Genomic DNA, 24,847 nt, shown 5'->3' with positions numbered 1-24,847 from the left:
TCCATGGGTGGGGGGATGCTCGGGGGTCACCGCGTCTTCAGCGCGAGGACGCGGTCTTCTCCGGCGACCAGTTCGAGCGGTTCGGCGCCGGTGGAAGTCCACAGGACGATGCGGTGGGTGCGGGCCGGCCGGACGACGGCGGTGGCGCCGTCCGGGGACCAGGTCAGGTCGATCTCCGCGCCGAAACGGGTCCGGATGCCGCACAGCCGCCCGTTCGGGTACTCGGGAAGCGGGGCGGGCAGCAGGACCAGCCGGTCCGGCGTGGACTGGACGAGGGCCTCGATCAGCACGGCGGGCAGCGTGTGGGCGGCGTCGGCGTTGTAGACGTCGCGGCGCGGGTAGTGCGCGCTCATCAGGGAGGCGTGGAAGAAGTCGCCGTCGAGGACCCGGGCGAGCGCGTGGGCGACCCGCTCGCCGTCCCTCAGGCGGGCCGCGATCAGCGCGTGGTGCAGATGGCCGTGCGCGGAGTCGTTCTCGGCGCCCCGCAGTTCCAGGGCTCGGTGGGCGGCGGCGGCCAGGTCCGGGGTGTCGTAGGGGGTGATCTCGTCCAGCGGCCAGACGCCGTAGAGGTGGCTGAGGTGGCGGTGGTCGTAGGAGTCGTCCAGGCCGGGGCGGGCCCACTCGGCGAGCGCGCCGTCGGCGTTGACGCGGTGCGGGGGCAGCCGGTCGGCGAGGGCACGCAGGCGGCCGGCGTGCCCGGGGTGGTACGCGGCGGCGGTGAGCAGGGCGTGGCGGGCCGCGGAGAGGTCCATGGCCGCGTCGACCGCGCCCCAGCTCGCGTTGGCGGGCCGGTTCTCGGGCGAGTAGGAGGGCACGACGGTGAGCCGGCCGTCGGCGTCGGTCCGGGTGAGGAAGTCCTCGTAGAAGAGGGCGACCTCGGCGAGCGCGGCGGCGGTGCGCGGGTCACGCCGGCCGTGTGTCTCGTCGTGGTCGACGAGCGGCTTGAGCAGCCAGTCGGCACCGGCCGTCCACAGGTGCAGGGGGTATTCGCGGCTGAAGTGGTACGAGTGCCCGGACTCGCCGTCGCTGTGCGCGGGCGCGACCACGCCCCGGGCGCCGAACACCGCGCGGGCGTTGTCCCGCCAGTCGGGCAACTGGCGTTGGATCAGGGCTGCCAGTGCCCCGGTGACCTCGGGGAGGGCCGCCGCGGCGGCGGAGGCGGTCTGGAGGTTGAGGTTGGCGTCGTTGGTGAAACCGCCGGACCACGCGGTGTCCCAGTCACCGGTCCACAGTCCGGTGAGCCGGGGCGGGAACAGGCCGCTGGACGACAGCAGGTGGTAGCGGCCGGCGGCGAAGAGCCGCTCCAGCAGCGCGGCACTGCGCGGCCGGGCCAGCAACGCGGTGCCCGGCAGGGCACGTTCGTCCGGTTCGGCGGCCAGGTCGAGGGTGACGCGTTCGTAGGCGGTGCGGTGCGGGGGCAGATGGCGGGCGAGGAGGGCGTCGTACGAGGTCCCGGGCGCGTCGTCGAGCAGATCGCGCAGGGCGCGGCCCTCGGCGAGCACGTCGGCCTCCCCCGTGTGCCGTCGTACCCGGGTGAGCAGCAGCACCGATCGCGCGCGCTCGACGCGGACGCCGGGCGGGGCGAGGGTGGTCGTGCCGCCGGTCACGGCGACGAGGTGACGCCGGTGAAGGCGAGGTCGCTGCCGGGGTAGCGGGCGCGCAGGCTCAGCAGCGCGCCCTCGGGGGTGAGGACGGTTCCGTGCCCGACGGCCAGGCCCGCGGGGACGCCGGGAAGCCGGTGGTCCAGGGAGAGGCCGAGGGTGAGTCCCACCCCGGTGACCTGCTGGACGATCACGTCGTCGGCGCGGGAGACGAAGACGCGGCTGGTCCAGCCGTCGTGGACCGCCTCCGCCACGCCGGTGGCGAAGTCGACCGTACGGCGGTATCCGGACCGGTCCGGGTCGCGGTCCTCACGGCGCAGGCGGACCTGGAAGGCCGGGTGGAAGGGGCGCACCCAGGTCAGGGGGCGGCCGTCGGTGAAGTCCTCGGCGGCGCTCAGGTCGCCGGCCAGCATCCGGTCCTGGAGGCCGGCGAGTCCGTCGGCCAGGCGGGGCGGCTGCCGGTGCCGCTCGTCGTCCTCGCCCGGGCGGACGAGGGTGTGATGGGTGACGATGGTCCGGTCGTCGTCCGGATCACCGAACACCAGGGCGCCGTGGTGGCCGTTGCCGCTCAGGAAGGCGTCCTCCCAGCGGGCGGCCGGCCGCGGCTCCCAGGTTCCGTGCACGAGTGTCGCGCTCATGATGCGAGCACCGCCACGCCGTAGCGGCCCAGGGTGACGCGTCCGGTCACGGTCGTCTCCGTCAGGAGGTCGCGACGGGTGCCGGGGACGTCCACGGTGACGGGCTCCCGGCCGTGGTTGAGCAGGAACAGCGTCTCGCCCCGGCGTACCGCCTCGACGCCGTCCGGCAGCCCGTCGAGCACCGGACGGCAACCGGCACCGGCGGCGGCGCGGGTGAGCAGGGCGCGCAGTGCCTCGGGCTCCGGGAGGGTCGAGACGTACCAGGCGCGGCCCTTGCGCAGGACGGCGGGCAGTCCGTCGAGTTCGCCGCCCTTGTAGGCGACGGTCTCCTCCGCGGTGCCGTCGGGTTCCAGTTCCTCGGACCACAGGGTGCCGCGCAGGCCGCCCTCGGCGTCGGCCCGCTCCCCCGGCTCCAGCGGCCACCACGCGTGCAGGGTGCGGATGCCGAACAGTTCGCGCAGCCGGGCGTCCATGCCGCCGGGGCGCACCCGGTCGTCCTGGTCGGCGACGCCGGTGAGGAATCCGCAGACGAGGGTGCCACCGTCGCGTACGTACGCCAAAAGGTTGTTCACGGCCGTGTCCGTGAGGAGGTAGAGCTGCGGCACGACGACCAGCCGGTAGCCGGACAGGTCGTGCTCGGGGTGGGCGAAGTCGGTGGTGAGGCCGGCCTGCCAGAGCGCCCGGTGCCATGCGGAGAGGACCGCCGGGTAGTCGACCTCGCGGGACGGGCGGCCCTCCTGGTCGCCGGCCCACCAGGAGTGCCAGTCGTGCAGCACGGCGACGTCGGCCGCGACGCCGCTCCCGCTGACGTGCGGCGCGATCCGGGCGAGGTCCGCGCCGAGCTGCCCGACCTCCTGGTACGTCCGTCCCTGCTCGCCCGCGTGGTCGACCATGCCGGAGTGGAACTTCTCGGCGCCCTGCCGGGACTGGCGCCACTGGAAGTAGCAGACGGCGTCCGCGCCGCGCGCCACGGCCTGCAGCGACCACAGCCGGTTGAGACCGCGCGGCTTGGGGTGGTTCACGGCACGCCAGTTGACCGGACCGGCCGCCTGCTCCATCAGCATCCACGGACCGCGGGCCTGGGAACGGGTCATGTCCTGGACCAGGGCGCCGCTCTGCGCGCCGAGGGGGTCGCGCGGGTCGGGGTACAGGTCGACGGAGACCACGTCCTCCTCCTCGGCCCAGCGCCAGGCGTCCTGGCCGGCCCACAGCGGCATGAAGTTGGTGGTGACCGGGAGGTGCGGGGTGTGCCGGCGGACGATGTCGCGTTCGGCGCTGTAACACTCCAGGAGCATGTCGGAGGTGAAGCGCTTGAAGTCGAGCACCTGGGTGGGGTTCTTCATGTAGTGCGCGTGCCGGGGCGGCAGTATCTCGGCCCAGTCGCCGTAGGTCTGGCTCCAGAAGGCGGTGCCCCAGGCGGTGTTGAGGGCGTCCAGGGTGCGGTAGCGGTGGCGCAGCCAGTCACGGAAGCGGGCGGCGGCCTCGTCGCCCCAGTCGTAGGTGCAGTACTCGTTGTTGATGTGCCACATGGTGAGGGCCGGGTGGCCGGCGTAGCGGGCGGCCAGGTCCTCGGTGACGGCGGCGGCGAGGCGGCGGTAGGTGGCGCTGGAGTGCGAGAAGTGCTGGCGTCCGCCCCACCATTCGGTCCGGCCCTCCGCGTCGCGGGGCAGGGTGTCGGGGTGGAGGTGGCCCATCCAGGGCGGGGGTGAGGCGGTGGGGGTGGCGAGGACGACGCCGATGCCGTTGCTGTGCGTCAGGTCCATCAGCCGGTCCAGCCAGCCGAAGTTCCGCTCGCCCGGACGGGGTTCGATCTTCGCCCAGGAGAAGACGCCGAGGGTGACGGAGTTGACGCCGGCCCGCTTCATCAGGCGGACGTCCTCGTGCCACATCTCCTCGGGCCACTGCTCGGGGTTGTAGTCACCGCCGTAGAGAAGACGGCCACGGGTGACGTCGCTCAGACTGGACAAGGGGAACCTCATCGTCGGGGGTTGTGGAGAAACCGAGGGGCGGGGCTGTGTCCGATACGCGGTTCCGCAGCGTGGGCGCGACCCGCCACGCCGAGCCGGCAGCCGAAGGACCACACAGGTTCCCCGGACGCTCAAGGGCGTCAGCCCTTGACCGCGCCGGTGAGCATGCCCTTCTTGAAGTGCTTCTGGACGAACGGCGACAGCACGGCCACCGGCAGCAGCGCCATCACCATGACCGCCATCTGTACGGCGAGACCGGACAGCTGACCGGTCTTGATCGCCTGGCCCAGACCGACCGGTGCCTCCTGCTTCTGCACCAGCTGGATCATGACGTTCTGCAGGGGCAGCATGTTCTGGTCGTTCAGGTACAGGGACGCGTTGAACCAGGCGCTCCAGTAGCCGACCGCGTAGAACAGCGTGATCACCGCGACGACCGCGCGGGAGAGCGGCAGCACGATCTGCCACAGGATGCGCAGGTCCCCGGCGCCGTCGATGCGGGCGCTGTCGATCAGCTCCTGTGAGATGCCCATGAAGAAGCCGCGCAGCACCAGGATGTTGAAGACGCTGATCGCGCTGGGCAGGATCAGCGCGAGGTAGCTGTCGGTCAGGCCCAGTGACTGCACCAGCAGGTAGGTGGGGATGAGGCCGGCGCTGAAGAACATGGTGGCCAGCAGCACCATGAGGATCCAGCGGTGGCCCAGCGACCCGCTGCGGGAGAGTCCGTAGGCGCACAGCACCGACACCGTCATCGAGAACACGGTACCGACGAGGGTGATGCCGATGCTGACGAGCGTGGCCCGGGTGACCTGGCCGCCGCTGAGCAGTTCCTGGTAGGCGACGAAGGTGATGTCCGTCGGGATCATCACCAGCCCGCCGGCCTCGTCGATGGCCCTGCGCGTGGACAGGCTGGTGACCACGACGATCCACAGCGGGAAGAGGACGGCCAGGCAGGCGAGGAGCAGCACCAGTCCCTTGCCGGCGATCCCCGCGCGGCTGGGTTTCTCCTCCCACACCGGCCGGGGCGGGGCCGCCCAGCGGCCGGGTGTGCGTGGGCGTGCCGGCTTGTCGATGACGGCGGTCATTTCTTGTACACCCCCTGCTCGCCCATGAGATGGGCCACCTTGTTGGCTATGAGGACCAGGCCGAGACTGATGACTCCCTTGACGAGCCCTGCGGCGGCGGCGTAGCCGAAGTCCTGGTTGCGTACGCCGTTCCACCACACGAAGGTGTCGAGGACCTCCGCGGCTCCCGGTCCGACGGCGTCGCGTTGCAGCAGGATCTGTTCGAAGCCGACCGTCAGGGCGTCGCCGACGCGCAGCACCAGCAGCAGCGCGATCACCGGGCGCAGCGCGGGCAGGGTGACGTGCCACATGCGGCGCCAGCGGTTGGCGCCGTCCATCGCGGCGGCCTCGTACAGGTCGGGGCTGACCGAGGCCAGCGCGGCGAGGAAGACGATGATCCCCCAGCCCGCGTCCTTCCACACGCTCTGCGCGGTGACCAGGAACTTGAAGGTGTCCGGGTCGGTCATCAGGCTGAGCCCGTCGTAACCGTGGTCGCGCAGCAGCTGGGACAGCAGGCCCGCGCCGCCGAGGAGCTGCTGGAAGACAGCGATGACCAGCACCCACGAGAAGAAGTGCGGCAGGTAGAGGACGGCCTGCGAGATCGCCCGCACCCGGGGCCTGACCACGCTGTTGATGAGCAGCGCGAGCAGGATGGGGATCGGGAAGTACAGCACCAGCTGGAGGACGAAGAGCACCAGCGTGTTCTTCACCGCGTTCCAGAAGGCGGAGTCCTCGAAGATCCGCTGGAAGTTCTCCAGGCCCACCCAGGGGCTGTGCAGGATGGAGACGATCCCGTTGTCACTGATGTAGGGGTCGTACTCCTGGAACGCGACGACGTTGCCGAGGATCGGCACGTAGTTGAAGAGCAGCACCAGCAGTACGGCCGGCAGGGTCATCAGGAGCAGGACGCGGTCGCGTCTGAACCTCACCCGCAGGCCGAGCCTCCCGCCGGAGGGCCGCTCCCCGGCCCCCCGGGCGACGCCGTGCGCCGTCGGGGGGTTCTCCTTCGCTTCGGCCTCGGTGTCCCTCCGAGGCACCGTGCTCTGGGACACGGCGGTTCTCCTTGCCTCGGTGCCCGGTCAGCCGGCCGCCGTGCCGTTCTCGTCGAGGATCTTCCGGTACCAGTCGCGCAGCTCGTCGCCGCCCTTGCTCTTCCAGTCGGAGACGGCCCGCTGCACGTCGGCGATCTTCCTGCGGCCGCGGACGACGTCGTCCTCCAGTTGCTCGAAGTCGTTGGAGAGGTTGGTGTAGCGGGCGGGTTCGGTGATCTGCATGCCGTAGAAGGCCGACTTCTTCGTGAAGGCGCCCATCCGCTGCTGCCACTCCACCTGGCCCTTGGCGACCTCGGGGAAGTCGGGGTGGGCGATGGTCGCGGCGGGGCCGGCGATCATCACGAAGGCGTTCATCACGTCGATGTTGCCCTGGTCGGTCTTGGTGGGCACGCCGCCCTTGACGGTGTAATGAGTGCCTTCCACGCCGTAGTTGGTGGCCATGTACTCCGTGGTGCCGTACGGCGCGGCGGTGACGTTGGCGACGGCGAGCACGTCACGGATCACGGCCTCGGAGGCCTTCTTGTTGACGAAGGCGAAGATGCCGGCCGGGTTCTTGGCCCACAGCGTGGGATCACCGCCGTCGTGGCCGAAGATGTCCATCCCCCAGATCTTGAATTCGGGGTTCTGATGGGCCTGTTCGGCGGTACGGCTCCACCACTGCGAGGAGTCCTGGTTGTAGACGATGAACTCGCCGGCGGCGAACTTGGGGCCGGCGTCGTTGGCGTTGCTCTTGCCCAGCTCGGCGTCGGGGTGCACGACGCCGGCGGCGAACAGCTTGCGCGTCCACTCCAGGGCTTCGAGGTACTCCTCGGTCTCGATGCGGTAGACGAGCTTGCCGTCGACCTCGTTCCAGCCGAGTGACTTCTCCTCGCCGGAGAGCACGCCGAAGGCGTTGAAGGCGGTCCACTTCATGTCCAGGCAGGCCCAGCGCTTGGCTCTGGCGTTGGTGGCCTCCTTGGCCAGCGCCATGAACTCGTCGCAGGACCGGGGGACCTCGTAGCCCTCCTTCTCGAAGATGTCCTGGCGGTAGAGCGGGACGATGCCGGTGACGTACGAGGACGGCATGGGCAGGCCGCGCAGCTTGCCGCCGAAGATGGAGCGCTGCCAGGCGTCGGTGGGGATCGCCGCGAGATTGGGGTAGTCCTTGACGGCGTCACCGGACAGGTACGGGCCGAGGTCGGCGAACTTGCCGATGATGGCGCTGGGGATCTTGCCCGTCATGTTCCAGCCGGGGACGACCACCACGTCGGGCACCTCGCTGGAGGCGAGGACCGCGCCGAGTTTCTGGTCGTAGGTGTTGCCGTCCTGGTTCTGCCAGACCACGTCGACGCCGATGAGGTCGTTCATCGACGTGTAGTAGGCGTTGCCGTTCTGGGGCGGGGAGCCCCAGAACGGGGACATGACGGTGACCTTCTCGCCCTTGCCGAGCTTCTTCGGCACGGAGGTCTTGAGGTTCGCCAGGTCGAGTTTGCCGGTGAAGCCGACCGCGGAGCCGTTCTTGCTGGGGATGTCGGGGGTGACCACGTTGCTCGCCACGTACGCCGGGAGGATCTTCTTGGCGTCCTTGCCCGATGTGGTGCCGTCGCGCGAGCCTCCGTCGGATCCGCCGCAGGCGGCGAGCAACGGCATTCCGCCCGCCACGGCGGCGGTGGCGACCGCCGTGGAGGCGAGGAAGCTTCTCCGGCTGGGGGCGGAGGGGCTTCTCCGGCCGGTTCCGGAGGAGCGGGAGGCGTTCGGCGTCATTGCGTCAACCCTTCATGGCGCACCAGGACACCCGGCAGGTGGCCGTCGGCTGCGGTGTCTTCGGTGGAACTGGCCGATCCGAAGCGGTCGTTCGGCGGAGGCTGTGCCGCACAGTGCGGGCCTCGCAGTCGAAGCGCTTCGATGTTGCTGCGAGGTTAAGTGAACACCCAGGGGCACACAAGGGTCACATCCAAGATTCCTCAGATGTATACGTGATCGCGACGCAGGTGCGGGGACTATGGACTACTGGAGGAGTGTCCGATCCGATCCCCCGGATCCCTTGACACCCGCCCCCGACCCGACTGAGCATCGAAGCGCTTCGAAACGCCTCGTCGCACCATCCCGAGGGGAATCCCAACGTGACCGCACACACGCCGCCTACGCCGCCTTTCCGCGATACGGGTCTGCCGTTCGCGAAGCGCATCGACGACCTTCTGTCGCGGCTCACCCTCGACGAGAAGACCGGATTTCTGCACCAGTTCGGGCCGGCCGTCGACCGCCTGGGCATCGCGGCCTTCCGTACCGGTCAGGAGGCGCTGCACGGGGTCGCCTGGATGGGCCCGGCGACGGTGTTCCCGCAGGCCGTCGGCCTGGGCGCGACCTGGAACCAGGAACTGGTGCGCCGGGTGGGCGAGGCGGTGTCCCGGGAGGCGCGTGCGATGCGCGCCCGGGACGGGCGTGTCGGCCTCAATGTCTGGTCCCCGACGGTCAATCTGCTGCGCCACCCGCTGTGGGGGCGCAACGAGGAGGGCTACTCCGAGGACCCGAAGCTCACCTCGGCGATCGCCACCGCCTACACCCAGGGCCTGCGCGGCGATCATCCGGTGTACTGGCGCACGGCGCCCGTGCTCAAGCACTGGCTGGCGCACAACAACGAGACGGACCGCGACACCTGCTCCGGCTCCGTGCGCCCCCGCGTGCTGCACGAGTACGACCTGCGCGCCTTCCGGGAGACGGTCGAGGCGGGCTCGGTCGCCGGGGTGATGCCGGCCTACAACCTGGTCAACGGCCGCCCCAACCACGTGTCGCCCTATCTGCGCGAGCAGTTGCGGGCGTGGACGCGGCAGGACCTGCTGGTCTGCTCCGACGCGGGCGCGCCCTCCAACCTGGTCGACTCCGAGCACTACTTCGACACCCACGAGGAGGCCACCGCGGCGGCGCTGCGGGCCGGCGTCGACAGCTTCACCGACCACGGCACGGACAGCTCGGTCGTCGTCGGACGGATCCGGCGCGCGCTGGAACAGGGCCTGCTGACGGAGGCCGACCTCGACGCGGCCGTCCGCCGCCAGCTCTCGGTACGGTTCCGGCTCGGCGAGTTCGACCCGGATGCGGACCCCTACGCCGGGGAACAAGCCTTCGACACCCCGGAACACCGGGCACTCGCCCTGGAGGCCGCCGAGCAGGCGGTGGTGCTGCTCAAGAACGACGGCGTGCTGCCGCTCGCCCCGGACACCCGCGTGGCGGTCGTCGGGCTGCTCGCCGACGAGTGCAAGCTCGACTGGTACAGCGGCGGTCTCCTCCACCGCTCGACCCCGCTGGAGGGGCTCTACGAGCGGTTCGGCGCCGACCGCGTGGAGTTCGCCGAGGGGGTGGACCGCGTGCTGCTGAGGACCGCCGCCGGTACGTTCCTGCACGTCCCGCCCGCCCCGGACGCCTCCGGGGCGGCGCGCGGCGCCGAGGGCGCCCTCGATCCGGCGCTGCTCGCGGGCCGTACCGATCTGCCGCCGCTCACCACGGGGGCGGCCGGCACCGAACTCGCCCTGGTCGACTGGGGCGAAGGTGTCCTCACCCTGCGCGCACCCGACGGCCGCTACCTCTCGGTCGCCGAGGACGGGTATGTCCGCGCCTCCGCCGACCAGCCGGGCGGCTGGGTCGTGCAGGAGACGTTCCGGCTGGAACCGCACGGGGACGGCCACCTCCTCAGGCATCTGGGAACAGGACGCCATGTGCGGGTCGCCGCCGACGGCGTGAAGGTTGCCGAGGAGGATCCCGAGGTCTTCGAACTGGTCGTCGTCGAGCGCGGGGAGGACGCGGTGACGCGCGTCGCGGAACGGGCCGACGTGGTCGTGGTGGTGGCGGGCAACGATCCGCACATCAACGGGCGCGAGACCGAGGACCGTACGACGCTGCGGCTGCCCGCCCAGCAGGAGCTGCTGCTCGGCGCGGCCCGCGCGGCCAACCCGGACACGGTGCTGGTGCTGGTCTCCGCCTATCCTTACGCGGTGGACCCGGCGGACCTCCCGGCACTGCTGTGGACCGCGCACGGCGGCCAGGCCGCGGGCACCGCACTGGCCCGGGTGCTCAGCGGAGACGTCTCCCCCGCCGGCCGGCTGCCGCAGACCTGGTACGCCGACGACACCGACCTGCCGGACCTCCTCGACTACGACGTGATCGGCTCCCGGCAGACCTACCTGTACTTCGAGGGCACCCCGCTGTTCCCGTTCGGCCACGGCGGCTCCTACGCGTCCTTCTCCTACGGGGAGTTGACGGCCCAGGTGGTCGGCTCGTCGGTGCGCGCCGCGTTCTCCGTCACCAACACCGGTGACGTCACCGCCGACGAGGTGCCCCAGCTGTACACGCGGGCGGCCGGCCCGTCGGTGCCGCGCCCGCGCCGTGAGCTGCTGGCCCACCGGCGGGTGACGCTGGCGCCCGGGGAGAGCGCCGAGCTGTCCTTCGTACTGCCGCTGTCCGCCTTCGCGTTCTGGGACGTGGCGGCGCGCCGGTGGAGAGTGGAGCCGGGGGCGTACGAACTGCTGGCGGGCGCCTCCAGCGCGGACATCCGCGCCCGGACCACCCTCACGCTGGAAGGCGAACCGGGCGTCCCGCGCCCCGTCGTGGAACGCGGCCTGGAAGCCGTCGACTTCGACGAGCAGAGCGGCACCGAGATCGTCGACCGGACGAGGACGGCGGGCGACTCGGTCACCCCCGTGGCCGGGACGGACGGCGAACTGCTCTTCCGCAACTGCGACTTCGGAACCGGAGTGCGGGAGGTGACGGTGCGGGTGTCCGGCGCGGGCACGGTCGAGTTCTCACTCGGCTCCGGCCCGGTCCTCGCGGCGCTGTCCACGCGGACCCCCACACCGGGACCGTACGACTACACCACGCTCCGCGCGTCGTGTGGCGTCGTCGCCGGCGTGCACGACGTACGCCTGCGGCTGCGCGGCGCGCTGCGGCTCGCGGGGGCCGGCTTCTCCGGTTGAGGGTCCGGACGCGGGCGGCCCGAAGGGAGGGGGCCAGGCACCGACGCGCTCGGTGCCTGGCCCCCCTCCCGCATGCCTAGAGAGCGAGGCCGGTGAGGACCATCACCCGCTCGTAGGTGTAGTCGTCCATCGCGAACCGCACGCCCTCGCGGCCCACACCGGACTGCTTGGCGCCGCCGTACGGCATCTGGTCGGCGCGGTACGAGGGCACGTCGCCGATGACCACGCCGCCGACCTCCAGCGCGCGGTGGGCCCGGAAGGCGGTCTGCAGGTCGTGGGTGAACACCCCCGCCTGGAGACCGTACTTGGAGTCGTTGACGGCGGCGAAGGCCTCGGCCTCGCCCTCCACCTTCCGGACGGTCAGTACCGGCCCGAAGACCTCCTCGCAGGAGATCGTGACATCCGCCGGTACGTCGGTGAGCACGGTCGGCGCGTAGGAGGCGCCGTCGCGCTTGCCGCCGGTGAGGAGGGTGGCGCCCGCCTCGACCGCCTCCCGCACCCACGCCTCGACGCGCTGCGCGGCCTCCTCGCTGACCAGCGGGCCGACATCGGTGGCGTCGTCGCCCGGGTCGCCGGTGACCTGCGCCTCGACGGCGGCGACGATACGCGGCAGCAGCCGGTCGTACACCGACGCGTCGGCGATCACCCGCTGCACGGAGATGCAGGACTGACCGCCCTGGTAGTTGGAGAAGGTCGCGATGCGCTGCGCGGCCCAGTCCAGGTCCTCGTCGCGTCCGAAGTCGGCGAGGACGACCGCCGCGCCGTTGCCCCCGAGCTCCAGGGTGCAGTGCTTGCGCGGCACCGAGTCCATGATGGCGTAGCCGACCTTCTCGGAGCCGGTGAAGGAGATCACCGGCAGCCGCTCGTCCCGGACGAGGGCGGGCATACGGTCGTTGGGGACCGGGAGGATGCTCCAGGAGCCGGCGGGCAGCTCGGTCTCGGCGAGCAGCTCACCGAGGATCAGAGCGGACAGGGGCGTGGCGGGCGCCGGCTTCAGGACGATCGGGGCGCCGGCCGCGATCGCCGGGGCGATCTTGTGCGCGCACAGGTTCAGCGGAAAGTTGAACGGCGCGATACCGAGGACGACGCCCTTGGGGAAGCGGCGGGTGAACGCGAGCCGCCCCTGGCCGCCGGCGTCGGTGTCCAGGCGCTGCGCCTCGCCGCCGTTGAACCGGCGGGCCTCCTCGGACGCGAAGCGGAAGACCGAGACGGCGCGGCCGACCTCGCCGCGGGCCCACTTCATCGGCTTGCCGTTCTCGGCGGAGATCAGCCGGGCGATCTCCTCGGTGCGCTCGACGAGGCGCCGGCTGACCTGGTCCAGGGCGGCGGCGCGGACGTGGGCGGGGGTGGCGGCGAACGCGTCCCGCACGGCGTACGCGGCGGCCACGGCCTCCTCGACCTGGGCATCGGTCGGCACGCTCACCGTGCCGACGACCCGGCCGTCCCAGGGGGAGGTGACGTCGAGGGCGGCCTCACCGGTGGCCTGGCGGCCGGCGAGCCAGAAGGCGTGGGTGGAAGTCATGTGGAGTCCCGGCCCTTCCGCGTAGGGGGTGTACTGGCTTTTCCGGGTCCACGGTAGGGGCGCACCGCCGAGCGGGCGCTTGTCCGGCACGTACGGATACCGAACGGCAGTACGCCGCATCGGCACAAAGCCCTTGCCGGGGGCTCCGAGGGCTCCAACCACCGCGCCGGCCCTGCGGCCACCCCCGACGCACCGCCCCCTGCACGGCCGCGCCGCCGATCGTCCCTTCCGCACGCACGGCACGGCCCCCGAGAACCACACCCGCCCGCAACCGGGCGGCCGCGAAGACACCACTGCGGACCCCGGTGCCACCCCCGACGCACCGCCCCCTGCACGGCCGCGCCGCCGACCGCCCCCTCCGCACGCACGGCACGGCCCCCGAGAACCACACCCACCCGCAACCGGGCGGCCGCGAAGACACCACTGCGGACCCCGGTGCCACCCAACGGCACATCCCCCAACGGGTCGTGGAGGGGAGACGTCCTGGTTCGGCGGTGTCTTCCCGCCGCCGCGACCGGAATGCCGCGGCTGCCCCCAACGCTGCGGAGCCGGCGGGCCGAAATCGTCACCTCACGGTGGACACCCGCGCGTGGCTCGCACGAGAGACACGGCCCGCGGCCGGACCGGCGGGACCGGCGGGACCGCTCCGGCGCCGCTCAGCCGGCCTCGGACGACGTCGCCTTGAGGGCCAGCCACAGCTCCATGCGGACGTCCGGATCGTCGAGGGAGCGGCCGAGGATCTCCTCGACCCGGCGCATGCGGTAGCGCAGGGTGTGCCGGTGGACGCCGAGATCGGCCGCCGCGGCGTCCCACTGGCCGTGCCGGGAGAGCCAGGCGCGCAAGGAGGCGACGAGGTCGCCGCGGCCGGTCGCGTCGTGTTCGCGCAGTGCGCGCAGCAGCCCGTCGGCGAACGCCCTGACCGCGTCGTCGGCGAGCAGCGGCAGTACGGACCCGGCGGCCATGTGCTCGTGCTCCACCAGCACCCTGCCCCGCCGTCTGGCCACCGACAGCGCCTGCTCGGCCTGCTTGTAGGCGGCGGACGCGGCGATCGGTCCGGCCGGGGCGGACAGTCCGATCACCAGGTCCTCGTCGGCCTTGCGGGCCGTCTCCCGCGCGGCGGCGTGGTCACGGCAGGCGGCCACCGCGGCGCCCCCGTCGGCGGCCAGCACGACCAGCCGGTCCCCCTCCGGCACGACCAGGACCACCTCACCGGAGCGGGCGGCGGCGGACTCCGCGGTCTCGGCGAGGGCCGCGAGGCCCTCCCCGTCGGTCTCGGAACCGGCGGCGACGATGATCCGGAAGGGCGCGTCGAGCAGGCCGCCGTACAGGTCCCCGGCCACCGCGCGGGCGTGATCCGGTTCCCCGGCGAGCAGCATGCGCAGCACGGCGGCGCCGATCCGCTGTTCGGCCGCGTGCAGGGAGCGGGAGCGTTCCGTGGTCAGGGTGAGCAGGGCGATGGCGGAGTGGACGGCGTACCGCTCGGCGGTGCCGAGGGCCGCCGCCGTGCCGACGGCGAGCGCCGCGCGGGGGCGGCGTCCGGTGCCGAGGGAGTGCAGTTCGACCCGGTCCTCGTGGTCCGGTCCTGCCACGACGGAGGAGGCGGGCGCGGGCCGCTCCCGCAGCCGGGTCACGTCCGCGGTGAGCCGTGCGGCGCGCCGGCCCGCCCACTCCGGTGCCGTGGCGACGACGGCACCGGAGGCGTCGTACAGCGCGGCCCATCCGTCGACCTGGGCGGCGAGCGCGGCCAGCAGGCCTTCCGGGCCGCCGGTCAGCGTCTGTCTGGTCAGTTCCCGCTGGGCGGCGAAGCCGGCGGTCACCGCGCGGTACTGATCGGCGGCGATGGCGGCGGACACGGCCTTGCTGATCGCGAGGAAGGGGGTGCGGCGCGGCACCTCCAGCAGCGGCAGGCCCTCCGCGCGTGCCGCGTCGACGAGGGCGTCGGGGATGTCGTCGTAGTGGACGCCGACGGCGAAGCCGAGTCCGACGACGCCCGCCCCGGCCAGCCGCTTCACGTAGCGGCGCATCGCCTCCCGGTCCTCGGCGTCGAGCTTGAGCGCGGTGATCAGCAGCAGTTCCCCGCCCTCCATGTAGGGCACGGGGTCGGCGAGTTCACTGGCGTGCGCCCAGCGGACGGGCACGTCGAGGCGGTCCTCGCCCGCGCGCACGGTCAGCTTGAGCGCGGAGTGGTGGACGAGCGAGGCGAGCGTCGGGGGCATCGGGGCCTTGAGCCTTCGGGTCTGCGTCGGGTGGGTGAGCAGTCGGTGATCTCTTGGCCGCGGCGTATGAACGGCCTGTGTCGATTCTGCCTCACTGTACGGTCACCGGCTCCCCGGTCCGCTCACTTCCGCAGGTCCACCAGCAGCGGCGGCGCGTGCTCGCCCTCGACGTTCGTCAACGACAGCACCGCGTGCCCCGCGGGCACCGCGTGCGCCAGCTCGGAGGCGGACCAGCGCTCCCGCTCGACCTGCCGTACCGTCACCGCGTCCGTCGTCACCGCCTTGCCCGTCACCAGCTTGCGCAGTGCGTGCAGGGCACGGGTCATCGGCTGGTCGGCGAAGACCGTGTGCTTGGCGACCTCCGTCGTCTCCACCCACTCGGTTCCCCAGGTCTGCGCGAACCGGTTGCCGTCCCAGGTGGTGACACCGGAGAACGCCATCCGGCAGCCCACGGCTCCGTAGAGCGGCCCGTGCAGCGCCTCGGGCACGTCGGCGACGGAGCGCAGGACGAGCAGCACGCCCGCGTTCTGCGCGCGCAGCCGCTGGATGCGCCGCACCGACTCCGCGGTGACCGTACCGGTCGCGTCGTCCAGGACCAGGCAGGCGAAGTGCGTGCGCCGGCCCTCCCGGACGACGGCGTGGAACTGTGCGAGCACCAGCCTCGTGATCAGCCGGCCGGCCTCCTCGTGACCGCGCTCGGGCAGGTCGATCCGCACCCGCAGGGGGTGGTGGGCGACCGCGCGCAGGGAGAACGGCCGGCTGGGGCCACCACCGCCGAAGAAGTCCGCGAACACCGGCCGGTCGAGCAGGGCCAGCCGGTCGGCGAGGGCCCGGCCGGGGTCGCCCGGCGTGCCCGTCTGCCGTGCGCGCGCGTCGAGTTCACGCCGCATGACGGCGTCGCCGCTCACGGCGAGCGCCTCCCGCAGCGTCGTCAGCGCCTCCTCCTCGCCCTCCAGCAGTTCGCGCAGCTCCGGCAGGGCGGGGAAACGGCCGTGCACCGCCCGGTACGGGCCGAGCAGCTGTGCCAGCGCGGTGGCGGCGCTCTGCGTGCTGACCGTCTCGAGGTCGCCCGCCAGCGCCTCGGCGAGGAAGGCGGCGGCCTCGTCCGGGTCGTCGGACTCGGCGTACGGGTCCAGGTCGTGTGCCGAGGACGGATCTCCGATCCGCACGATCACGTCGAAGGTGTCGTCCGCGCCGAGGGGGTCACCGGCCGCGGAGACGGCGACCACGGCGCAGCGCCCGGTGAGCGCCTGAAGCGCCAGTGCCTCGGTCACCGGTTCGACGAGCGTGCGGGTCTTGCCGGATCCGGAGGGGCCGACGGCGAGCAGCGACGTGCCGAGCACATCCGGGCCGAGGGCCGCCCCGGCGTCGTGGTACGGCTCCGGGGCGCCTTCGGTGGCCACCCAGCGGCCGATCCGGACCTGCTCGCTGAGCAGGTCGTGGCGGGCGGTCCGGCGCGGCAGGTCCCGGGCGCCGGAGGGGTGGGTCCAGGCCGCGCCGGCCTGCCGCAGGACGGTGTCGCGGAACGCGGCCGCGGTGGCGGCGCGGCGGGTGGTGGCGAAGGCATGCCCGATACGGGCGCAGTCGACGTCGTTCATACGGCCGCCGGCGACCTCGGCGGTGAGCAGGTCGGCGGCCTCGTGCTGGCCCGCGTCCCGCAGTTCGGGCCACTGGGAGCGGGGGCGGTCGGGCACGGGGGCGCCGGGTGCGGTGCTCTCCCGGCGCCGGGCGAGCAGCTCCTTCGCGTACGGCAGCCAGCCGCCGAGTCGGGCAAACGGCCACACCACGAGCAGCGTGACGACCGCGTACAGGGTGTTCGTGTAGACCACGGACGCCATCAGATCGTAGCTGTCCATGATCAGCACGGTCAGGGAGAGCAGGGGATCGACGAGCGGCACCGGGGACCATCCGACGAGCGGGAACGCCTCGGGGAAGACGAAACTGAGGGCGACCAGGGCAAGGAGGGCGGCGATCAGGGCCCGGGCGGGCTGCGGCCTGCGGGCCACGTAGTAGCGGACGATGGCGCGCCAGCTGCCCAGCACGGCCACCGCGACGGCCAGTACGGCGAAGGAGACGCCTTCGTAGACGACGAGGGCCTCCGCCCCCGGGGCCGGCACCTCGCGTCCCTCGAACACCTTGGGTGAGATGACGGTGCCGCCCCACCACCACGCGTCGGGTGTGAAGGCCCGCAGGGGGGCCATCTGGTACGAGGTGACACCGCGCTGCCAGAGCGACCAGACGAGCGCCGCGACGGCGAGCGGAACGAGCATGCCGGCGACCGTCACCGGTGCGATCCGTTCCGGGACGGCCTTCGGCGGGCGGTAGCCGAAGCGCCAGATCCCGGGGCGGGCGGCGGGCCTCGCCTCGTCGAGCCAGTCGGCGACGGCGGACGAGGACCGGGGTGCCGCACCGGGGGCGGGCGGTACACCCGGCGCCCGGCTCGGGCGCGGTGGCGCCGCCGGTACCTCCGGTGGCGCGGCCGGTCGCGGTACGGGGTGGGCATGCGTGCCCCGCGCGTCCTGGGTACCGTCGCTGTCCATCGCCCCTGCCCCCTGAGCTGCCGCTCCATCCGCCGTCAGCGAGCCAATCTAACGCCCCGACAGGCGGAGTCCACCGCTTACGCGGCCGTTGCCGGGCGGGGGCGGGCTCGGCCCACCGCGCTCGCGGGTCGCCTCCCCCGCTCTCGGCTCCGCTCGGCGGGAGGGAGACACGAGCCCGCAGCCGGGTATGTCCACCACGGACAACCCGGTCCCCCGGACAACGCCCACATGGAGCATGCCCAGCCTCCGTGAGCGGACCTAACCTGCGGGAAGAGAAGGAACAGCGTCCGTTGCACCCCCCAGGAGCCCCGCATGACCGCACTTCCGCAGGAGCGCCGCGTCGTCACCGCCATCCCCGGACCCAAGTCGCAGGAGCTGCAGGCCCGTCGTACGGCCGCGGTCGCGCAGGGCGTGGGCTCCGTACTGCCCGTGTTCACCGCCAGGGCCGGCGGCGGGATCATCGAGGACGTCGACGGCAACCGGCTGATCGACTTCGGTTCCGGCATCGCGGTGACGTCCGTCGGCGCCTCCGCCGAGGCCGTCGTCCGCCGCGCCTCCGCCCAGCTCGCCGACTTCACGCACACCTGCTTCATGGTCACGCCGTACGAGGGGTACGTGGCCGTCGCGGAGGCGCTCGCCGAGCTGACCCCGGGCGACCACGCCAAGAAGTCCGCCCTGTTCAACAGCGGCGCGGAGGCCGTCGAGAACGCCGTCAAGATCGCGCGTGCGTACACCGGGCGGCAGGCGGTCGTGGTGTTCGACCACGGCTACCACGGACGCACCAACCTCACCATGGCGCTGACCGCGAAGAACATGCCGTACAAGCACGGCTTCGGCCCGTTCGCGCCCGAGGTGTACCGCGTCCCGGTCGCCTACGGCTACCGCTGGCCGACCGGCCCCGGGAACGCGGGCCCCGAGGCCGCCGCGCAGGCCATCGACCAGATCTCCAAGCAGGTCGGCGCCGAGAACGTGGCCGCGATCATCATCGAGCCGGTGCTCGGCGAGGGCGGCTTCATCGAGCCGGCGAAGGGCTTCCTGCCGGCGATCGCCGCCTTCGCCCAGGACAACGGCATCGTCTTCGTCGCCGACGAGATCCAGTCCGGCTTCTGCCGCACCGGCCAGTGGTTCGCCTGCGAGGACGAGGGCATCGTCCCGGACCTGATCACCACGGCGAAGGGCATCGCGGGCGGTCTGCCGCTGGCCGCCGTCACCGGCCGCGCGGAGATCATGGACGCCGCGCACCCGGGCGGTCTGGGCGGCACCTACGGCGGCAACCCGGTGGCCTGCGCGGGCGCGCTCGGCTCCATCGAGACGATGAAGGAGCTGGACCTCAACGCGAAGGCGAAGGCGATCGAGGCGGTCATGAAGACCCGCCTCACCGCCATGGCCGAGAAGTTCGACCTCATCGGCGAGGTCCGCGGCCGCGGCGCGATGATCGCCATCGAACTCGTCAAGGACCGTGGCACCAAGGAGCCCCACCCCGAGGCGACCGCCGCCCTGGCGAAGGCCTGCCACCAGGAGGGCCTGCTGGTCCTGACCTGTGGCACCTACGGCAACGTGCTGCGCTTCCTGCCCCCGCTGGTCATCGGCGAGGACCTGTTGAACGAGGGCCTCGACATCATCGAGCAGGCGTTCGCGCGCATCTGAGCCGGCATCGGGGCAGGTGAGCCGCCTGCCCCGCATCGCCATGGCCGGTGAACGGCAGAGCATGTGAAGAAGGTGTGCGGGGTGGATGGCAGGAGTCCGTGGGCCCTGTCGCCGGGCCACCCCCTGCCGTAGGTTTCTCGGCGGATGAGAGATACACCCCGCCCACGGGGAACCGCGGGCGGATCGGGCCGGGGCCTCCCCAGCTTCGACCTGGCAGTGCCCTCGCGCACACACAACCGGGGCCGGAAGGCCTCGGGTCTCCTCACGATCGGACGGTCGCCCGCCCCACACCCCCCGGGGCGCGCGGCGTTCCGATCCGGACGTCCGTCCGGGCACCTCATACGGCAAGCCGTTCCCGAAGGGCCGGCGCTCTCCCCCCTTGCGCCGGCCCTTCGGCGTTCCCGGTCGAGGGCCCTTCCCGGTCGCCGGCCTGCGAAGCTGGGCGGCATGCTGCTGCTCGGACCGCCCCTGCTTCTCTTCGCGCTGATCACCTGGCAGGTCGTCGCCGACGGACCGCTGGTGGATCTCGACGAGCGGCTGAGCGAGGACCTCGTTCATCCGGACCGGGCCTCCGAGGTGCTCGCCGACCTCGGCAACATCCAGGTGGCCGTGCCGGTCCTGATGGTGGCGCTGGCCTACGTCGCGTGGCACGGACGGACGAGACGCAGGGACCGCTGGTGGCTGCCGCCCCTCGCCGGGGCGGCGGCCATGGTGCTGGTACCGGCGCTGGTCGCGCCCCTGAAGGAGTGGACCGACCGTCCGGGCACGCCGGCCGTGCCCCCGGCGGTCGGCTACTACCCCTCCGGCCACACCGCCACCGCCGTCGTGGCGTACGGCGCGGCCACGCTGCTGCTCCTTCCGCTGCTGCGGTCACCTGCCGTGCGCCGTTCACTGGTCGTGCTCTGCGGCGCCCTGGTGCTGGGCGCCTCCTTCGGGCTGGTGCGCCGGGGCTACCACTGGCCGCTGGACGTGGTGGCCAGTTGGTGCCTCGGCGCGGTGCTGCTGACCGGTCTGTGGCTGCTGGTCGGCCGAGGCAGCGGGCGAAGGTCCACGGGAACGCCCCGCCGGCGCACCGGATCCGGTCAGGGGATGTCCGGCGGATCAGCCGGAGGCAAGCGACGATATCCGGCCGGCTGAGCCGAGTGGGCTCGGGTGCGTTCAGCCGCGAGGCGGAGGAGGGCGGCGGCGCGGAACATCGGCAACCGACGACAACGCCGCGGACGAGCGCACCGGACCCCACGTCCCAGCATGAGCCGCCGGACACCCCCTGACCGGCCGGGTCGTCGTCCGCGCTCAGCTGTCGAAGCCCAGGCCCAGTCTGTCCATGGTCCGCAGCCACAGGTTGCGGTGCCCGCCCCGCGCGTCCGCCCGGGCCAGCGACCACTTGGTGAGGGCGATGCCGGTCCAGGCGAACGGCTCCGGCGGGAACGGCAGGGGCTTCCTGCGCACCATCTCCAGCTCCGTCCGCTCGGTCCGCTCCCCCGCCAGCAGGTCCAGCATCACCTCGGCACCGAAACGGGTGGCACCGACGCCGAGCCCCGTGTAGCCCGCCGCGTACGCCACCCTCCCGGTGTGCGCCGTGCCGAAGAACGCCGAGAAGCGGGAGCAGGTGTCGATGGCGCCGCCCCAGGCGTGGGTGAAGCGGACACCCTCCAACTGCGGGAAGCAGGTGAAGAAGTGCCCGGCGAGCCTGGCGTACGTCTCCGGGCGGTCGTCGTACTCGGCGCGCACCCGGCCGCCGTACGGATAGATCGCGTCGTAGCCGCCCCACAGGATCCGGTTGTCGGTGGACAGTCGGAAGTAGTGGAACTGGTTGGCGCTGTCCCCGAGGCCCTGGCGGTTCTTCCAGCCGATCGAGGCGAGCTGTCCTTCGGTGAGCGGCTCGGTCATCAGGGCGTAGTCGTAGACCGGGACGGTGTAGGCGCGGACCCGTCGGACCAGGCTGGGGAAGATGTTGGTGCCGAGGGCGACCGTGCGGGCGCGGATCGCCCCGTACGGGGTGTGCACGGCCATGCCGGCGCCGTAGGGCTTCAGCCGGAGGGCGGGGGTGTGCTCGTAGACGCGGACCCCGAGGTCGAGGCAGGCCCGCTTCAGCCCCCAGGCGAGCTTGGCGGGATGGAGCATGGCCACGCCACGGGGGTCGTAGAGGCCGGCCTCGAAGGTCGGGGAGTTGACCTGGTCCCGTACGGCCTGGGTGTCCAGGTACTCGATGCCGTCGGCGAGGCCCTTGGCCCGAATCTCCTCGTACCAGTCCCTGAGCTCCCGGGCCTGGTACGGCTCGGTGGCGACGTCGATCTCGCCGGTGCGTTCGAAGTCGCAGTCGATCGAGTGGCGGGCGACCGTCTCCTCGATGGCGTCGAGGTTGCGGGCGCCCAGCCGCTCCAGGGTGTGGATCTCGTCGGGCCAGCGGGTCAGTCCGTTGGGCAGACCGTGGGTGAGGGAGGCGGCGCAGAATCCGCCGTTGCGGCCGGAGGCGGCCCAGCCCACCTCTCGGCCCTCCACCAGCACCACGTCCCGTGCGGGGTCGCGCTCCTTCGCGATCAGCGCGGTCCACAGTCCGCTGTAACCGCCGCCGACGACGAGCAGGTCACAGGTCTCGGCTCCGGTGAGGGCCGGCTCGGGTGCGGGCCTGCCGGGGTCGTCCAGCCAGAAGGAGACCGGCCGGGCCTCGGAAAGGGATTTCGTCCAGCGGCTCATGGCGCTCGGGGCCATGATTTCAACTCCCTACAGGGGACTGCGGTGCGCTTTTCTATGCCTTCTGCCGGTTACGGCGGTTACCGATGGCCATGGAGACCAGTACCAGCAGGACGGCGATGACGAACATGGCCGTCCCGATGACATTGATCTGTACGGGCGTTCCGCGCTGGGCGGACCCCCAGACGAACATCGGGAACGTGACGGTGGAGCCGGCGTTGAAATTGGTGATGATGAAATCGTCGAAGGAGAGCGCGAAGGCGAGCAGCGCGCCCGCCGCGATGCCGGGGGCCGCGATCGGCAGGGTGACCCGGAGGAACGTCTGCACCGGGCCGGCGTACAGGTCCTGCGCCGCCTGCTCCAGGCGGGGGTCCATCGACATCACGCGTGCCTTGACGGCGACCACGACGAAGCTGAGGCAGAACATGATGTGGGCGATCAGGATCGTCCAGAAGCCCAGCTGAGCACCCATGTTGAGGAACAGGGTGAGCAGCGAGGCGGCCATGACCACCTCGGGCATCGCCATCGGGAGGAAGATCAGCGAGTTCACCGCGCCGCGGGCGCGGAAGCGGTAGCGGACCAGCGCGAAGGCGATCATCGTGCCGAGGAGGGTGGCGCCGAGCGTCGCCCACAGCGCGATCTGGAGGCTGAGCGACAGCGAGGCGCACAGTCCGGAGACACCGCAGGGGTCCTGCCACGCCTCCGTGGAGAATTCCTGCCAGGTGTAGTTGAAGCGCCCCTTCGGATTGTTGAAGGAGAACACCGTCACGATCACGTTCGGCAGGATGAGATACGCGAGCGTCAGCAGTCCCGCGATGACGACGAAATGGCGCTTGAGCCAGTTGACGAAGGTCATTTTAAACCAGATCCTCCGTGCCGGACTTGCGGATGTAGACCGTGATGATGGCGAGGATCGCGGCCATCAGGATGAACGAGAGTGCCGCGGCCGTCGGATAGTCGAGGATCCTCAGGAATTGGGACTGGATGACGTTTCCGACCATGCGGGTGTCGGTGGAGCCGAGCAGATCCGAGTTGATGTAGTCGCCGGACGCCGGGATGAAGGTCAGCAGCGTGCCGGAGACCACGCCCGGCATCGACAGCGGGAAGGTGACCCGGCGGAAGGTGGTCGACGGTGTGGCGTAGAGGTCGTTCGCCGCCTCGTGCAGCCGGGGATCGATACGCTCCAGTGAGGTGTAGAGCGGCAGGATCATGAACGGCAGGAAGTTGTACGTCAGACCGCAGACCACCGCGAGCGGGGTGGCGAGCACCCGGTCCCCTGCGGTCCAGCCGAGCCACGCCGTGACGTCCAGGACGTGCAGGGTGTTCAGGACGTCGACCACCGGGCCGCCGTCGGCGAGGATCGTCTTCCAGGCGAGGGTGCGGATCAGGAAGCTGGTGAAGAACGGCGCGATCACCAGGATCATGATCAGATTCCGCCAGCGTCCCGCGCGGAAGGCGATCAGATACGCCAGCGGGTAGCCGAGCAGCAGGCACAGCACGGTCGCGGAGGCCGCATAGAGCACCGAGCGGACGAACTGCGGCCAGTAGTCGGACAGCGCGTCCCAGTAGGTGGCGAAGTGCCAGGTGACCCGGTAGCCCTCCTCCAGTGAGCCCGTCTGCACGGACGTGGAGGCCTGGTAGATCAAGGGCAGCGCGAAGAAGACGAAGAGCCACAGCAGGCCGGGCAGCAGGAGCAGGTACGGCGTCCAGCGGCCCCGCTTGCGCGGGGGCTTCTTCCGCCCGGCGGGCTCGGGGGCGGGCGCCACGGGTGGCGCCTCGGTGACGGTGGCCATCAGGCGACCTCTTCCTCGACCGTCTCGACGCCGGCGTCGATGTCCTGAGCCGCGTCCAGGCCGAAGGTGTGGGCCGGGTTCCAGTGCAGGACGACCTCGGCGCCGGGTGCCAGCCGGGCGTCGCGGTCGATGTTCTGGACATAGACCTCGAAGCCGGAGCAGACCGGGCTGTCGACGACGAACTGCGTGGAGACACCGATGAAGCTGGAGTCGGCGATCCGGCCGGTGATGCGGTTGCGGCCCTCGGGTATCTCACCGGCGTGGTCGGCGTGGGTGAGGGAGATCTTCTCCGGGCGCACCCCGACCAGCACCTTGCCGCCGGTGGTCGCGGGGGCGCTGTTGCGGGCCTCGGGCAGGATCAGCTTGCCGCCGCCCGCATTCAGTACGAGCTCTCCGCCGGACACCGAGTCGACCTCGGCCTCGATGAAGTTGGAGGTCCCGAGGAAGTTGGCGACGAAGGTGGTCCGCGGGTTCTCGTAGAGGTCGGCGGGCGAGCCGAGCTGCTCGACCCGGCCCGCGTTCATCACGGCGACCGTGTCGGCCATGGTCATGGCCTCCTCCTGGTCGTGCGTGACATGCACGAAGGTGATGCCGACCTCGGTCTGGATGCGTTTCAGCTCCAGCTGCATCTGGCGGCGCAGCTTGAGGTCGAGGGCGCCGAGCGGCTCGTCGAGGAGGAGCACCTTGGGGTGGTTGATCAGCGCGCGGGCCACGGCGACGCGCTGCTGCTGGCCGCCGGAGAGCTGGTGCGGCTTCTTGCGGGCCTGTTCGCCGAGCTGGACCAGCTCCAGCATCTCCTCGACCTGCTTCTTCACGCTCTTGATGCCCCGCCGGCGCAGGCCGAAGGCGACGTTCTCGAAGATGTCGAGGTGCGGGAAGAGGGCGTAGGACTGGAAGACCGTGTTCACCGGCCGTTTGTAGGGCGGGAGCGCGGTGACGTCCTGGTCGCCGAGGTGGACGGTGCCGACGGAGGGCTCCTCCAGACCGGCGATCATGCGCAGGGTGGTGGTCTTGCCGCAGCCGGACGCGCCGAGCAGGGCGAAGAAGGAACCCTGCGGAACGGTCAGGTCGAGCGGGTGCACGGCCGTGAAGGAGCCGTAGGTCTTGCCGATGCCGGTGAGGCGGACGTCCCCGCTGGTGCCGGGCGCGGTGGTGTGTTCGGTGGTCTTCATC

At 71.8% G+C, this 24,847-nt stretch carries 14 protein-coding genes and 1 pseudogene; 3 read left to right on the top strand and 12 right to left on the bottom strand.

Annotated elements, in window-relative coordinates; all coding sequences use genetic code 11:
- Positions 1 to 26: 26 nt before the first annotated feature.
- The 5 genes and pseudogenes from ACIF9R_RS10800 to ACIF9R_RS10780 all read right to left on the bottom strand — a co-directional run bounded on the left by ACIF9R_RS10800 (position 27) and on the right by ACIF9R_RS10780 (position 8,062).
- A pseudogene (locus ACIF9R_RS10800) lies at positions 27 to 2,239 on the bottom strand (glycosyl hydrolase family 95 catalytic domain-containing protein).
- Positions 2,236 to 4,206, bottom strand: coding sequence for a beta-galactosidase (locus ACIF9R_RS10795; RefSeq protein WP_399977248.1), 1,971 nt, complete (start codon positions 4,204 to 4,206; stop codon positions 2,236 to 2,238). Before ACIF9R_RS10795 ends, ACIF9R_RS10800 begins: the two are co-directional and overlap by 4 nt.
- 140 nt (positions 4,207 to 4,346) lie before the next feature.
- Positions 4,347 to 5,288 carry a carbohydrate ABC transporter permease gene (locus ACIF9R_RS10790; protein ID WP_399977245.1) on the bottom strand — a complete coding sequence of 314 codons (942 nt, stop codon included), beginning with the start codon at positions 5,286 to 5,288 and terminating at the stop codon, positions 4,347 to 4,349.
- The gene (locus tag ACIF9R_RS10785) at positions 5,285 to 6,319 is read right to left on the bottom strand and encodes an ABC transporter permease (protein ID WP_399977242.1); all 1,035 of its coding nucleotides are present in this window, start codon (positions 6,317 to 6,319) and stop codon (positions 5,285 to 5,287) included. Before ACIF9R_RS10785 ends, ACIF9R_RS10790 begins: the two co-directional genes overlap by 4 nt.
- Positions 6,320 to 6,346: 27 nt before the next feature.
- Positions 6,347 to 8,062, bottom strand: coding sequence for an extracellular solute-binding protein (locus ACIF9R_RS10780; protein ID WP_399977240.1), 1,716 nt, complete (start codon positions 8,060 to 8,062; stop codon positions 6,347 to 6,349).
- 359 nt (positions 8,063 to 8,421) lie between these two features.
- Here ACIF9R_RS10780 and ACIF9R_RS10775 point away from each other — a divergent pair, with 359 nt between their 5' ends.
- A complete protein-coding gene (locus ACIF9R_RS10775) occupies positions 8,422 to 11,262 on the top strand; it encodes a glycoside hydrolase family 3 C-terminal domain-containing protein (protein WP_399977238.1) in 2,841 nt (946 codons plus the stop codon).
- A 76-nt stretch (positions 11,263 to 11,338) separates the two neighbouring features.
- On the opposite strand, the gene ACIF9R_RS10770 is transcribed toward ACIF9R_RS10775, so the two are convergent.
- From ACIF9R_RS10770 to ACIF9R_RS10760, 3 genes are all read right to left on the bottom strand, one after another.
- On the bottom strand, positions 11,339 to 12,784 hold the full coding sequence (locus tag ACIF9R_RS10770; RefSeq protein ID WP_399977235.1) for an aldehyde dehydrogenase family protein: 1,446 nt from the start codon (positions 12,782 to 12,784) through the stop codon (positions 11,339 to 11,341).
- A gap of 656 nt (positions 12,785 to 13,440) precedes the next feature.
- Positions 13,441 to 15,000: a PucR family transcriptional regulator gene (locus tag ACIF9R_RS10765; RefSeq protein WP_399977233.1), complete on the bottom strand. Its 1,560-nt coding sequence runs from the start codon at positions 14,998 to 15,000 to the stop codon at positions 13,441 to 13,443.
- Positions 15,001 to 15,122: 122 nt separating this feature from the next.
- Positions 15,123 to 17,540: an ATP/GTP-binding protein gene (locus ACIF9R_RS10760; RefSeq protein ID WP_399977230.1), complete on the bottom strand. Its 2,418-nt coding sequence runs from the start codon at positions 17,538 to 17,540 to the stop codon at positions 15,123 to 15,125.
- Positions 17,541 to 17,852: 312 nt separating this feature from the next.
- Between ACIF9R_RS10760 and gabT the strand changes: the two genes are divergently transcribed.
- Complete coding sequence (gene gabT / locus ACIF9R_RS10755; protein WP_399977227.1) at positions 17,853 to 19,187, top strand: 4-aminobutyrate--2-oxoglutarate transaminase; 1,335 nt, start codon at positions 17,853 to 17,855, stop codon at positions 19,185 to 19,187.
- Positions 19,188 to 19,634: 447 nt separating this feature from the next.
- Complete coding sequence (locus ACIF9R_RS10750) at positions 19,635 to 20,324, top strand: phosphatase PAP2 family protein (protein ID WP_399977224.1); 690 nt, start codon at positions 19,635 to 19,637, stop codon at positions 20,322 to 20,324.
- Positions 20,325 to 20,480: 156 nt separating this feature from the next.
- On the opposite strand, the gene ACIF9R_RS10745 is transcribed toward ACIF9R_RS10750, so the two are convergent.
- From ACIF9R_RS10745 to ACIF9R_RS10730, 4 genes are read right to left on the bottom strand one after another with little or no spacing between them, the layout of a single operon-like run.
- Entirely contained in the window at positions 20,481 to 21,899 is a 1,419-nt protein-coding gene (locus tag ACIF9R_RS10745) for an NAD(P)/FAD-dependent oxidoreductase (RefSeq protein WP_399977221.1), read from the bottom strand.
- A 37-nt stretch (positions 21,900 to 21,936) separates the two neighbouring features.
- On the bottom strand, positions 21,937 to 22,737 hold the full coding sequence (locus tag ACIF9R_RS10740) for an ABC transporter permease (protein ID WP_399977218.1): 801 nt from the start codon (positions 22,735 to 22,737) through the stop codon (positions 21,937 to 21,939).
- Position 22,738: 1 nt separating this feature from the next.
- On the bottom strand, positions 22,739 to 23,674 hold the full coding sequence (locus ACIF9R_RS10735; RefSeq protein ID WP_399977215.1) for an ABC transporter permease: 936 nt from the start codon (positions 23,672 to 23,674) through the stop codon (positions 22,739 to 22,741).
- Positions 23,674 to 24,846, bottom strand: a complete 1,173-nt coding sequence (locus ACIF9R_RS10730; RefSeq protein ID WP_399977212.1) for an ABC transporter ATP-binding protein — start codon at positions 24,844 to 24,846, stop codon at positions 23,674 to 23,676. Before ACIF9R_RS10730 ends, ACIF9R_RS10735 begins: the two co-directional genes overlap by 1 nt.
- Position 24,847: the final 1 nt, after the last annotated feature.

This window comes from Streptomyces sp. NPDC086080 (assembly GCF_044540255.1).
GTDB lineage: Bacteria > Actinomycetota > Actinomycetes > Streptomycetales > Streptomycetaceae > Streptomyces.
Note: the sequence above shows the minus strand (reverse complement) of the source record. Positions and strands in the feature narration are given on the sequence as shown.

Bases quoted from the DNA above. Each gene is read 5' to 3' on its own strand.
- ACIF9R_RS10790 (WP_399977245.1), bottom strand. From the start codon at position 5,288: ATGACCGCCGTCATCGACAAGCCGGCACGCCCACGCACACCCGGCCGC.
- ACIF9R_RS10780 (WP_399977240.1), bottom strand. From the start codon at position 8,062: ATGACGCCGAACGCCTCCCGCTCCTCCGGAACCGGCCGGAGAAGCCCC.
- ACIF9R_RS10770 (WP_399977235.1), bottom strand. From the start codon at position 12,784: ATGACTTCCACCCACGCCTTCTGGCTCGCCGGCCGCCAGGCCACCGGT.
- ACIF9R_RS10765 (WP_399977233.1), bottom strand. From the start codon at position 15,000: ATGCCCCCGACGCTCGCCTCGCTCGTCCACCACTCCGCGCTCAAGCTG.
- ACIF9R_RS10760 (WP_399977230.1), bottom strand. From the start codon at position 17,540: ATGGACAGCGACGGTACCCAGGACGCGCGGGGCACGCATGCCCACCCC.
- gabT (WP_399977227.1), top strand. From the start codon at position 17,853: ATGACCGCACTTCCGCAGGAGCGCCGCGTCGTCACCGCCATCCCCGGA.
- ACIF9R_RS10750 (WP_399977224.1), top strand. From the start codon at position 19,635: ATGCTGCTGCTCGGACCGCCCCTGCTTCTCTTCGCGCTGATCACCTGG.
- ACIF9R_RS10745 (WP_399977221.1), bottom strand. From the start codon at position 21,899: ATGGCCCCGAGCGCCATGAGCCGCTGGACGAAATCCCTTTCCGAGGCC.
- ACIF9R_RS10740 (WP_399977218.1), bottom strand. From the start codon at position 22,737: ATGACCTTCGTCAACTGGCTCAAGCGCCATTTCGTCGTCATCGCGGGA.
- ACIF9R_RS10735 (WP_399977215.1), bottom strand. From the start codon at position 23,674: ATGGCCACCGTCACCGAGGCGCCACCCGTGGCGCCCGCCCCCGAGCCC.
- ACIF9R_RS10730 (WP_399977212.1), bottom strand. From the start codon at position 24,846: ATGAAGACCACCGAACACACCACCGCGCCCGGCACCAGCGGGGACGTC.